At 41.2% G+C, this 12,581-nt stretch carries 10 protein-coding genes; 8 read left to right on the top strand and 2 right to left on the bottom strand.

What is annotated here, in order from left to right; genetic code table 11:
* Position 1: 1 nt before the first annotated feature.
* Both FG24_RS03090 and tmpT read left to right on the top strand, forming a co-directional pair.
* On the top strand, positions 2–2,149 hold the full coding sequence (locus FG24_RS03090; protein WP_036300878.1) for an AAA family ATPase: 2,148 nt from the start codon (positions 2–4) through the stop codon (positions 2,147–2,149).
* Positions 2,150–2,158: 9 nt separating this feature from the next.
* Positions 2,159–2,806 (top strand): thiopurine S-methyltransferase, encoded by a 648-nt coding sequence (gene tmpT, locus FG24_RS03085; RefSeq protein ID WP_036300876.1) that lies wholly within the window; start codon positions 2,159–2,161, stop codon positions 2,804–2,806.
* Here tmpT and FG24_RS03080 read toward each other — a convergent pair.
* Entirely contained in the window at positions 2,792–3,427 is a 636-nt protein-coding gene (locus FG24_RS03080) for an HAD family hydrolase (RefSeq protein ID WP_036300873.1), read from the bottom strand. The two genes, tmpT and FG24_RS03080, sit on opposite strands and share 15 nt — an antisense overlap.
* Before the next feature lie 207 nt (positions 3,428–3,634).
* On the opposite strand from FG24_RS03080, the gene xth reads away from it, so the two are divergent.
* A complete protein-coding gene (gene xth / locus FG24_RS03075; RefSeq protein ID WP_036300871.1) occupies positions 3,635–4,405 on the top strand; it encodes an exodeoxyribonuclease III in 771 nt (256 codons plus the stop codon).
* On the opposite strand, the gene FG24_RS03070 is transcribed toward xth, so the two are convergent.
* Complete coding sequence (locus tag FG24_RS03070; RefSeq protein ID WP_036300868.1) at positions 4,392–6,968, bottom strand: penicillin-binding protein 1A; 2,577 nt, start codon at positions 6,966–6,968, stop codon at positions 4,392–4,394. The genes xth and FG24_RS03070 overlap by 14 nt on opposite strands.
* 197 nt (positions 6,969–7,165) lie before the next feature.
* Between FG24_RS03070 and FG24_RS03065 the strand changes: the two genes are divergently transcribed.
* The 5 genes from FG24_RS03065 to pilQ all read left to right on the top strand — a co-directional run bounded on the left by FG24_RS03065 (position 7,166) and on the right by pilQ (position 12,473).
* Positions 7,166–8,239 (top strand): pilus assembly protein PilM, encoded by a 1,074-nt coding sequence (locus FG24_RS03065; RefSeq protein ID WP_036300867.1) that lies wholly within the window; start codon positions 7,166–7,168, stop codon positions 8,237–8,239.
* A complete protein-coding gene (locus FG24_RS03060) occupies positions 8,236–8,835 on the top strand; it encodes a PilN domain-containing protein (RefSeq protein ID WP_036300865.1) in 600 nt (199 codons plus the stop codon). The genes FG24_RS03065 and FG24_RS03060 overlap by 4 nt, the downstream gene beginning before the upstream one ends.
* On the top strand, positions 8,832–9,551 hold the full coding sequence (locus FG24_RS03055; RefSeq protein WP_051901407.1) for a type 4a pilus biogenesis protein PilO: 720 nt from the start codon (positions 8,832–8,834) through the stop codon (positions 9,549–9,551). Before FG24_RS03060 ends, FG24_RS03055 begins: the two co-directional genes overlap by 4 nt.
* Positions 9,552–9,598: 47 nt before the next feature.
* The gene (locus tag FG24_RS03050) at positions 9,599–10,102 is read left to right on the top strand and encodes a pilus assembly protein PilP (RefSeq protein ID WP_051901567.1); all 504 of its coding nucleotides are present in this window, start codon (positions 9,599–9,601) and stop codon (positions 10,100–10,102) included.
* Between the two features lie 166 nt (positions 10,103–10,268).
* Positions 10,269–12,473: a type IV pilus secretin PilQ gene (gene pilQ / locus FG24_RS03045; RefSeq protein ID WP_036300862.1), complete on the top strand. Its 2,205-nt coding sequence runs from the start codon at positions 10,269–10,271 to the stop codon at positions 12,471–12,473.
* Positions 12,474–12,581: the final 108 nt, after the last annotated feature.

The following is a 12,581-nucleotide window of genomic DNA, read 5'->3' as shown; positions in this document are numbered from 1 at the left end:
AATGAAATTACAAATAAATAAACTTGTACTAGACACTATTTTCTGTAGTGAATTTAACCCATTGACTTCTAATAATATTATCGACTTCACTAATAAATCTATATGTGTTTTATATGGTCCTAATGGGACAGGTAAAACGAGCTTTACAAACGTAATGAACCAAGTCAAAAATTCGAAATACGAGGTGGAGTTTGATGCTAAGGTTCTCACAGAAGTAAACGAAAAAATAGTACATGTAATCAGTGACCAAAATGGAAGAAATGTCATCGTTGGCAGTACAGAAGACTTCATTCTCGGTGACAACATTAAAAAAGAATATGAATTAAAAAAACAACTAGAAGATAAGTTCATAATACTTTACACATCTATTATTGATGGACTAAAAAATTCGTTCTCAATAACTACAAAAAGCTCGCCAATTTCCCAATTAATAACAAACCCTGATTTGAAAAGTTATATTTCAGACTTGGCAAATAATAAATCTAAAGGGAAAGACATTGAAAGAGTTGCTTTTCTGAAGCAAGTTAGCGGAATTACAATTAAAGATATCCCAGAGCATGATGAAATAAAACTTAAATTTGTAATAAATGACTATGCAAAAAACTCACTTATTAGTCTTTTACGTAACATAAAGCTTGAGTTAGTTAAGGAAGAAAAACAAATTAGAAAAATTGATGAGAGCGATACTGCTATTAAGGTTTTAGAAAAGTTTCATTATATTGATGACTGTATTGTATGTGATACATCAATAAAAAGAGAAATTCTACTCCAGTCTAAAAAGGACTTATATCAAACAACGATTAATTCATTGAGCGACCAAACAAAATTAATAATTGAAAATATTATTAAGAAAATAAGTGGGGATGACCCTTTCAAAATTCAGGAAAATCTTCAAGCATCATTAATAAATGGGAACGCAAATTTAATTACGCAAATTTGTAATGAAATCAAAACTTATGAAGAAATTATTGACTCGAAACTAACAAACTTGTTCATAAACACTTTAGCCGATAGTGGCTTAATCTCAATTCAAAGTGAGTATGAGAAACTACTTATTGAAAAACCTGAATTTGAAGAAGAAGACGTACTTTATATTGAAACCTTTTTAAATGAATGTTTAGACAAAAAAATTACGTTAAAACGAGATGAAAATAATAATCTTAAATTGCTACTTGGTGACCAAGAGTTTCTTAATAAAGGTAGGCAAGACTTATCTTTAAGCAATGGCGAGCAAAATTTCTTATCTTTAGCATTTGAGTTGTTAAAAGCAAAAAAGGTTAGTCAAGAAATTATTGTACTTGACGACCCTATATCAAGCTTTGATTCAATCTATAAAAATAAAATTGCTTACGCAATTATCAAAATTCTTAACAATAAAAAATCTATTGTTTTAACCCACAACACTGACCTTATAAAGTTACTGGAGCATCAACATAAAAACTGTTTCAATCTATATTTCATAAATAACACTAGCGGTGAAGAAAATGGATTTATACCAGTCAATACAGATGAAGTGAAAATATTGCTTTATTTGTACGAATTACTTAACTTGTTAAGAAGTGGAATTGCTGCTGAGATTGTTGACGAGAAAGCCTTTGTAATTTCACTGGTGCCCTATATGAGAGGTTATTGTCAAATAACTAATGATATTGATTCAAAGAATAGTTTGACATCAATAATGCATGGCTATAAAACTGAGAAAGTTAATATTACAGACATTTACAACACGTTATTTCCGCCTGGAATTATTAATAATACTTATGAAATATCAGCGCAAGATATTATCGGCTTAGATATTGATAATTTAACAATCTTAAGAAATGACAGATTTCCATTGCTAAACAAAACGTTAAAACATAGTCTTAGCTATTTATACTTGCGTCTCTTAGTAGAAAAGAAGCTTGTAGGTAAATATGCGGTTAACACTGATAAGAAACAACTCCTGAGCGATATCATTATCGATTCTTTTAAGTCTGGCAGTAAAGATGACATACAAAATAAGGTTTTCTTTCTTTCAAGGAAAACTTTGTTAAATGAATTTAACCATTTCGAAATCGATATGAATATTTTTCAGCCAGCAATAGATATAACAAATAGTGCTTTAAAAAAAGAAAAGTCTGATATTTTATTGAAGTTAAATTCGATTTGACTTACGTGTATGAAACACGACTTCTGGCACCAAAAATGGCAGAAAAACGAGATTGGCTTCCATTTAAATGAAGCTAATCCGTTATTGGTAGCGCACCTCTCCAGCCTCAATTTAAAACTTGGTTCACGAATATTTTTACCTCTCTGTGGCAAGACGCTTGATATTGCTTGGCTATTGGCGCAAGGCTATCGAGTTGTAGGCGCGGAGCTGAGTTTAATTGCTGTTGAAGACCTATTTAAAAGCTTTGGATTAACGCCAGCAATTAGCAAGGTTGGTGAAATTGCACATTACAGCACGTCCAACCTCGACATGTTTGTTGGCGATATTTTTGAAGTATCACCAGATATGTTGGGGTGTGTGGATGCTGTGTATGACAGAGCCGCTTTGGTAGCGTTGCCTGAAGATATGCGTAAAAGTTATGCCGCACATGTAATAGCGCTTACGTATGCGGCTCCTCAATTGTTGATTTGTTTTGAGTACGACCAAGCTTTGCAGGTTGGCCCGCCATTTTCTGTCGGGGCGGATGAGGTCAAGCAGCATTATCAAACGAGCTATAATTTAACCTTGCTTGCCAGCGTGGATGTTGCCGGCGGGTTAAAGGGTAAATGTGCCGCTACGGAACATGCTTGGCATTTGCGGCCCTTAAATTTGATCTAAATAACTTAACAAGTTGCCGACTATTTGATGGCTATGTTTGGTGACAAAGTCACTTGGCTGTATTAAGTCTGGCACGACAACCACTTTTAATCCTGCGGCAATCGCAGCGCGCGCTCCAGCTTCACTATCTTCAAAAGCAATGCATTGTTCTGCTTTTAAGCCTAATCTTTCAATCGCTAGTAGGTAAATGTCTGGGTTGGGTTTGCCTCGCGCTACTTCTTGCCCGCTGGTGATGTGGCTAAAATAATCAATGACGCCAACTTGGCTTAAGCGGTGAGTAATGTGGTGCGTGGCGGATGACGAGGCAACGCTGCAAACAATATGATTAGCTTGGTAATGTTGGAGTAGCTTAAGGGCGCCTTGTTTGAGCGGGAAAGTATGGTTTAGCTTTGCCAGTTCTGCATCTAAGCCAACCATCACTTGATTAAATCGTTCAGTGCCGCCTAGTTGGGCAGTCATGACACGTGTGGAATCTGGCCCAGCAAGGCCAATCAGTTCTACATATTCAGCTTGTGTGTACGTGATGCCAACTTGTTGTGCGGCAGTTATACAAGCTTGCATGATGATACGTTCAGAATCAATCAGCAAGCCGTCCATATCAAATATTGCGGCTTTAATCATAGGCTCGTTTTTCTAAAAACCGGACTTTACCATACTCATGAAACTGAATAGTGGCGCTATACACTTTTTGATGGTTTAAAGATAAAACATTACATTTTTATCCGCATGGTTTTGAGTGAGTTTTGGTTTTTGACCCATGTGGTGATGCGTGTTAGAGTTGCGCACTGTCACATTCAATCACTCTCGTATTTTTAATATCATAAGCCTATGAAACTAGCTAGTTGGAACGTCAATTCTCTTAATGTGCGCTTGCCACACGTGGTGGACTGGTTAACGGCGAATCAACCAGACGTACTTTGCCTGCAAGAAACCAAGCAAGAGGATAGCAAGTTTCCTTATGAGGCATTGCGTGAGTTGGGCTACCATGCCGTGCATATTGGTCAAAAAACCTATAACGGCGTGGCGATTATTAGTCGTCATCCTATTCTTAACGTGCAGCATAATATTCCCAATTTCGATGATGATCAGCAGCGTGTGATTGCTGCTGACATTAATGGAGTTCGTGTTGTCTGCGCTTATATTCCTAATGGTCAGGCAGTGGATTCTGACAAGTATCAATATAAAATGCGTTGGTTAACTGCATTAAATGACTGGCTTAAAACGGAGCTGGCACAGCATCCAAAATTGGCTTTGCTAGGAGACTATAACATTGCACCAGAAGACCGTGATTGCCACGATCCTGCCGCTTGGGAAGGGCAGATATTAGTGTCGCCTTTAGAGCGGGAGGCGTTTAGTCGTTTAATTAATCTTGGTTTACATGACAGTTTCAGGTTGTTTGAACAGCCTGAAAAGAGCTTTAGCTGGTGGGATTATCGTATGATGGGCTTTAGGCGAAATCTAGGTATGCGCATCGATCATATACTGGTAAGCGACTCTCTTAAAGCGTCATGTAAAGCGGCCTACATAGATAAGGCGCCGCGTAAGCTGGAGCGCCCATCTGATCACACACCGGTAGTGCTTGAGCTTAATGCGGGTTAAATAGCTGCTGAACCTGATCGTGTGCTGCAACTGTATTGCTGGGTTCAGGTTTTTTAGCTTTTGTTTGCTCTGCAGATTTATTCGTCGCCAAATCTTTGTTGCTGGCAGCGTCAGCAGGTTTAATTGCTTTGGCTGCGCCAGGCTCTTTAAATCTTGATGGTTGCTCAGGTGCTTTAGGAATTAAGCTCTTTGGCTGCAAAATGATTTCAGGTTGTAACATTTGCTGAGGCTGGCTTAATGGTAGTGCTTCCTCTTCAAACATACCTGGCAATGGAATCTCCATTTCAGGTGGAGGATTTTCATGATAGAAGTATTCATAAATGCCATTTTCATCATTGTCCGCCCTTACCCCAGTCACTGGGTCTACGCGTAGCGCCATCACCCCATCGGGTACCGGCATTTCAGTTTCAGGCACATTTCTTAGTGCGGTTGCCATATATTTAATCCAAATTGGCAATGCTGTTGAGCCGCCAGTTTCGTTGCGGCCTAGGCGTTTAGGTTTATCAAACCCAACCCATGTCACGGCCACTTGCTTCGGGCTGTAACCTGTAAACCATGCGTCAAAATGGTCGTTTGTTGTCCCGGTTTTGCCTGCTAGATCGCTACGCCCAAGCTGTAAAGCCTTGGTTGCCGTGCCGTATCGCACCACATCTTGCATCATTGAGTTCATGATGAATGCATTGCGCGCATCGATGACACGTGGCGCATCATGCTTTGCTGTTACAAATTTACTTTTAGAAATTAGCTTGCCGTTATGGTCCACAATTTTAGAAATTAAGTATGGATTAACTCGGTAACCACCATTCGCAAACACCGCATAGGCGCTTGCCATTTGCATGGGGGTTGCAGAGCCTGCGCCAAGTGCCATTGTCATATAAGCAGGATGATTTTTGGCTGCAAACCCAAAGCGAGTAATGTAGTCTTGTGCATAGCCCTTGCCGATACTCTCTAACACACGAATCGCCACCATGTTTTTAGACTTTGCCAAAGCTTGTCTGAGTCGAATTGGACCATCGAATGTTGCATCGTAATTTTGAGGGGTCCATTCTGTATTGCCCGTTTCTTCAGATGAAAAGCTTAAAGGTTCATCTTCAACAATGGTTGCGGGTGTGTAGCCTTTTTCTAAAGCGGCAGAATAAATGAAAGGTTTAAAGCTCGACCCTGGTTGGCGCCATGCTTGGGTAACATGATTGAATTTATTGCGATTAAAATCAAAGCCGCCTACCAAAGCGCGAATTGCGCCAGTTTCAGGGTCTATGGAGATAAGTGCTGATTCAACTTGAGGTAGCTGAACCACTCGCCATTGACCTGATTGGGTAGATGGTGATGCGTTTAAAATACGAATCACTGAACCCACTTTTAATAAGCGCTTCTCGGGATTTTTTTCATTGAGAGTTCTATCAATCAACGCTAAGCCTTTACCGCTGATTTCAATGTCATCACCATATTTTGTATGTACGGTAATCGATTTTTCTGCAATTTTTGTAATGGCCGCAGGCATTAACCCGTTTGATATCTCAATATCACTGAGCGCTTCTGTGATGATCTCTTTGTCTGCATCAGTGGCTGGCTGGCTTAATTTAAGCAGCTTTTCTGGCCCACGATAACCTTGGCGTGCGTCGTAATCTAATATGCCATCTCTAAGCGCACTGTTTGCCGCCTCTTGGTTGGCTTTACGTACGGTGGTGTAAACCTTTAAACCGCTACTATAAATCTCATCTTGATAGGTTGCGTATAGGCTTTCTCTGACCATTTCAGCAACATAGTCTGCTGATAAGTCACGAGATTGTCTGGACGCCTTAAATCGAAGTGGTTGGTTCAGCGCTTTTTTGTAAACAGACTCTTCAATAAATCCATAGCGATACATATCGCGCAGTACTTCGTTTTGCCGTGCGATGGCACGCTTAGGATGTGTGTAAGGGTTGTAACCAGATGGTGCTTTAGGGAGGCCCGCCAGTAAGGCAGTCTCTGCCAGATTTAATTTTTCCAATGGTTTGCCAAAGTAAACTTGTGAAGCAGCAGCAAAGCCGTAAGAACGTTGGCCGAGATAAATTTGGTTGATATACAACTCAAGAATTTTATCTTTACTTAAATTGTTTTCGATTTTAATGGCGAGTAACGCTTCATTGATCTTAGTGCCTAGGGTGCGTTTGCCATTAGGCTTTGTGAAAAAATTCTTGGCCACCTGCATGGTGATGGTGCTTGCACCCTCATGGCTCACTCCAGTGAGGTTGTTTTTGATGGCGCGAAGAATGCCTTTGGTATCAATACCACCATGTTGATAAAAGCGACGGTCTTCAATCGCAAGTACGGCATCTTTCATGCTTTTGGGTACGTCACTGATTTTTACATAAGCACGTCGCTCTTCACCGAACTCCTCAATTAAATAGCCATCCTCAGAGTAAACTCGCAACGGTAGCTTGGGTCGATAGTCTGTGAGTGTTTCAAGCGATGGTAAGCTTGGGTAAACGACTGCAACAGCAATCCCTACAAAAGCAATGGCAGATAGGCCGCTAACAACGATTGTTAACAAAAGATAGTGCCACCATTTGTTTGGAGTCATGAGTGATTGATTTCTTTAAACTAAAAATGTAACGCTATTATAAATTGCTATGCAAGTTGACGCGAATAAACTGAGAGATAAAGTTAAATATTTGAATAAATGAAAAATTGCTTTACAGGGTTTAAAGTTGTTGCTAGGATTTAATGTAAATTATTAGAAATGTTCGTAACTAACGAAATCAGAAAAGGAATTTCAATTTGAAATTCAGCTTTTTTACAGAATCGGTACCCCCGCTAGTAGGAATAGATATAAGCTCAACCTCAGTTAAAATGGTTGAGCTTATTAGTGATGGGCGTGGTGGTTACAAACTTGAGAACTATTCAATCTCTCCTCTTGCAAAAGATGCTATTTCTGATGGCAACGTTGGCGACCTGGAAAAAGTTGCTGATGCTGTAAAGCTAGGCTGGAAGCTGCTTGGCTCGCGTGAGAAGCGCGTTGCCTTAGCATTGCCCTCCTCTGCTGTCATTGCTAAAAAAGTCGTCATGTCTGCTGATCTACGTGAAGAAGACATGGAAGTGCAAGTCGAAGCTGAGGCTAATCAATACATCCCCTTTTCACTCGAAGAGGTGAATCTAGACTTTCAAGTACTCGGCCCTGCGCCCAATAATCCTGATGAAGTTGAAGTGCTCATCGCTGCTGCACGTAAAGAAAAAATCGAAGATCGCGTTGCCGCTGCCGAAGGCGCTGGTTTAAAAGTCATCGTCATGGATGTAGAGTCATACGCGACCGAGGCTGCATATACGTTAGTTGCCGGTCAGCTTCCTAATGCCGGACGTGAGCAGACTGTGATGATCGTTGATATCGGTGCGACCATGATGCACATCAATGTGCTACACAACAACGCGCCAATCTACGCGCGTGAGCAAAGTTTTGGCGGTGCACAATTAACACAAGAGGTTCAGCGTCGTTTTGGGCTATCGCAAGAAGAGGCTGAAATCGCTAAGCGTAAGGGTGGCTTGCCAGAAAGTTATGAAAGCGAAGTCTTGCAACCTTTTGTTCAATTGCTAGCAATGGAAGTTGCCAGAGCGTTGCAGTTTTTCACCAGCTCTACCCAATACAACCGTGTTGATCATATTGTGTTGGCAGGCGGGTGCGCTTCCATTCCTGAGATTGATATAACGGTCCAAGATCGCACGCAGGTCAATACTATTGTTGCAAACCCCTTCCACAGCATGGCGGTTAGTGCGAAAGTTAGGCCACAGCAAGCAGCGACAGATGCACCTGCATTATTGATTGCTTGTGGACTTGCAATGCGAGGGTTCGCACTATGATACGTGTCAATCTACTACCACATCGCCAAATAAGGCGCGAAGCAAGGCAGCGAGAATTCGGTTTAATGGCCTTGTTCAGCGCTATTGCAGCATGTGCGATTCTGTTTATGGCTTATACCATTATCAACAGTAAGGTTCAGTCTCAGTTGGAGCGCAATCAGCGCCTTAATAACGCGATTACAAAGCTAGACAAGGAAATCGCTGATATTAAAGACTTGAAAGAGCAAATTAGTGCGATGCTTGAGCGTAAGCAAGTGGTTGAGAATTTGCAGACTAATCGAAGTCAGGCTGTGATTGTTTTTGATGAGATTAGCCGTCAATTGCCAGAAGGCATGTATATCAAAAGCTTTAAGCAGGAAGGCAAGGTCATCACCATAGAGGGGGTTGCCGATACCAACGCCAGAGTGGCGACATTGGTGCGCAATTTTAACCAATCTAATTGGTTGGAGTCTCCGATATTGATCGAAATTAAGGCAATCACAGTTGGTGTGCAGAAACAAAACCTATTTACGCTCAAGGTGAGTTTAAAAACGCCGATAACAGAGACAGATGATGCAGGTGCTAAAGCGACAGCTGGAAGTGCGAGAAAATCATGAAGTTAGAAGATTTTAATAACATCGACATCAATAATGCGGGTAATTTGCCTGCACCAGTTAAGGCCGTATTGTTAGGAGTGGTGTTCTTTGTGTTGCTTGCACTTGGCTATTATTTGGTGCTCAGCCCGACTTTAGACACACTAGATACAGAAAAAGCCAAAGAGGAAGAGCTTAGAAAAGTTTACTTTGATAAAAAAAGTCAGGCGATTAATCTAGAAGCATATCAAGCGCAAATGGTCGAAATTGAAAAGACTTTTGGGGCCTTGCTAAAACAACTGCCTGACCGCTCTCAAATTGATGGATTGTTGACCGATATTAATCAGGCAGGTCTAGCGCGTGGCTTAGAGTTTGAATTATTTAAGCCGGGTCAAGAAACGCAAGCAGAGTTTTATGCAGAGATGCCGATATCGATTAAAGTGACGGGCGCTTATCATGACCTAGGTGCTTTTGCGACAGATATATCAAAGCTATCGAGAATTGTGACCTTAGGCGACGTGTTTGTCGTGAATAAGGATGCGGCAAGTAAAAGTAAAGATGCCAAAGCAAAACCAAATGCTGGCGATAGCACCTTGGTGATGGAGGCTGTTGCTAAAACTTACCGGTACTTAGATGCTGCTGAGATTGCCGAAAAACGTAGAGCTGAGAGTGAAAAAGCGAAAGAGAAGTCCAAATCAAAGTCTAAGTCCAAGTCAAAATCTGATAAGAAAGGTAAATAGTGGCCGTGACTGATTTTATCAAACGAATATTTACCTTGCCTGTTGTCATGTCTATTTTGATTGGTGGCGTGCTAAGTGCTGGGCTGACCGGGTGTAGCTTCGAGGAGGGGGATGACCTTGATCAATACATGCGTGATGCTACCAAAGGCGTAAAGCCAAGAATTAAGCCCTTGCCAGAAGTTCAGCCATATATGGCTTTGCAATATAACGCTGATGGCACACTAGTTGATCCGTTCCGTGCACGCAAAGCGGTTAATAAATCGAGTGTTTTACAGCCCAATTTGAATCGCCCTAGAGAGCCGATGGAAGCATACCCACTTGAAAGTCTAAAGTATGTTGGTCTGCTGTCTAAAAGCAAGCTGACTTATGCTCTGATTAAAACACCTGATGAAACGGTACAGCAAGTTAAGTTGGGGAGTTATGTGGGACAGAACTTTGGCAAAATTACACAAATTACAGATGGTGAAGTGTTATTAACTGAGATTGTGCAAGATGACCTTACTGGTGATTGGGTGGAGCGTACTTCCAACTTGGTTTTGCAGGAGGAGTAACCTGTTGTCGCGTATGAGGTTAGCCAATATGGCGAGCCTAGGTGTTGATGGGGTTAGGGTTGGTAATTAGTGATGGTTAGTTTGAAGACGGTCAATTTTATTGTAATAGAGCATTAAGTCCTAGAAGTTCTTAATATTTTTAGGAAGTAAGATTTAAGGTGAAATAATGAAAATGAATAATTGGATGTCGAAACTTTTGCAAGCAACTATGTTGTTTGGGCTGATGCTTGTTACTGTAACGGCTGTTGCTGAAGATCAGTCGGCCTTGACTAATAAAATTGAGAGTGTCGATTATTCAACTTTACCAGGTGGTCGAGTCAGTATTCGTGTAAAGACTACGCAGCCATTAGCAAACCCACCTGCTGGTTTTACATTAACGAGCCCTGCTCGTATCGCATTAGATTTTCCTAAGGTTGGTAATGGATTGGCGAAAAATAATATTCCAGCGGATGCCGGTGCATTAAAAAGTGTGACTCTGGCGCAAGGTAAAGATCGTACCCGTATGGTGCTTAATTTAACAAAAAACGTTGGGTATAGTGCCTCTGCAAGCGGTAATGAAGTGACGATTTTGTTACAGGCGAATGAAATTACTAGTGCGGTCAATGTGGAAACTAAGTTTTCCGAACCTGTTCGTGGTGCAAATTCTGTTGCAATAAATAATGTAGATTTTGCCCGCGGTAAAAATGGTGAGGGGCGTATTATTGTTGATCTGTCAGATCCATCCGCTGGTATCAATATCAAACAAAAGGGTAAGGTGATTGAAGTCGACTTTATCAATACCGATGTCCCTGCTAATTTGCAGCGTCGATTGAACGTTACTAATTTTAATACGCCTGTGCTTTATGTGGATACGATGAAGCAAGGTAAAAATGGCCGTATGGTGATTGAGCCTAAAGGTAACTGGGAGCAGTCAGCGTATCAAGCCGATAAGAAATTCATTATTGATGTGCGTCAGGTGATAGAAGATCCAAACAAATTGGTACGAGGTACAAAACCAGGCTACGCTGGTGAGAAGCTTTCTCTAAATTTCCAAAATATTGAAGTACGTTCAGTGTTGCAAGTGATTGCAGACTTTACTGGGTTGAATATTATTAGTAGTGATACTGTCACAGGTAACCTTACATTGCGTCTAAAAGATGTGCCTTGGGATCAGGCACTTGAGATTATTATGCAAAGCAAGGGGCTGGATAAGCGTAAAAATGGCAATGTTATTTTAATTGCGCCAGCAGATGAACTTGCTGCAAAAGAAAAGGCTGAATTGACTGCTCAGCAAGAGAAAGAAAGCTTAGAGTCAATTAAGACAGAGTCATTTACCCTTAAGTATCAAAAAGCAGAAGACTTTAAAACTATACTGAACGGTGGCGTAAGTACCACTGGAGGTGGTGGGGCTGGAGGCGCGGGACGGATGCGCAATAGAATTTTATCTGAGCGCGGTAGTGTCAATCACGATGCCAGAACCAACACATTGTTTGTGCAAGATACAGCCAGAAAGCTAGAAGAGATTCAGGCGATAATTAATCGAGTGGATGTACCTGTTAAGCAGGTAATGATTGAGTCTAGATTGGTCATTGCTGATGATAAATACAGTAAGGCATTAGGTGCTAGGTTGGGTGTTACTCAAACGGGGCGGCCAGGTAGCAATACCAATGCGACCTTAAGTGGTTCAATCGGTAATAGGCCTACAGCAACAACCGCCACAACCCTAACCCAAGGTACGCATAATGGTTCAGTTCAAACCGCACTGACAGACGGCAGTGTGCTGACCAGTTCTGATGGCCTGCCTGATTTAATGTCAAACCTAGCCGTTGCAAATGCTGCAGGCTCTATCGCGTACAGCATTTATAACGTGGCTGCTGGGTTGCTGCTTAATTTAGAGTTGACTGCGATGGAGTCGGATCAGCGCGGTAAGATTGTCTCCAGTCCACGTGTCATTACGGCTAATCAACATAAAGCTAAGATTGCTGCAGGTACTGAGATTCCATACTTGCAGGCATCTAGTAGCGGAGCGACAAACGTTGCATTCAAGCCTGCAGTATTGAGTTTGGAAGTGACGCCACAAATTACGCCAGATGAAAAAATCATCATGGAGTTGGATATTAAGAAAGATAAAGTGGGTGAAATCTTTAATGGTGTGCCTTCAATTGATACGCAGAATATCAATACGCAAGTGCTCGTTGGTAATGGTGAAACTGCAGTGCTAGGTGGCATTTTCGAGCAAATTGAGCGTAACGATGTAGATAAAGTACCATTCTTTGGTGATTTGCCATTGTTTGGTAATCTGTTTAAGAGAACTACTCGTCAAAATGACAAAACTGAGTTGTTGATATTTATTACGCCAAGAATTGTAGATGAACGCTTAACGTTGCAATAGTGGGTTTAGTGCTGATGTAATAGTAGCTAAGCTGATTGTTTTGATAAAATGCCCATCCTAGAATAAGATGGGCATTTTACATTGGGGGCTTATCTGCAATGGCGCAGG

The organism is Methylotenera sp. L2L1 (genome assembly GCF_000744605.1).
In the GTDB taxonomy this organism is placed as follows: domain Bacteria; phylum Pseudomonadota; class Gammaproteobacteria; order Burkholderiales; family Methylophilaceae; genus Methylotenera.
This window is presented reverse-complemented; position numbering and strand designations above follow the sequence as displayed.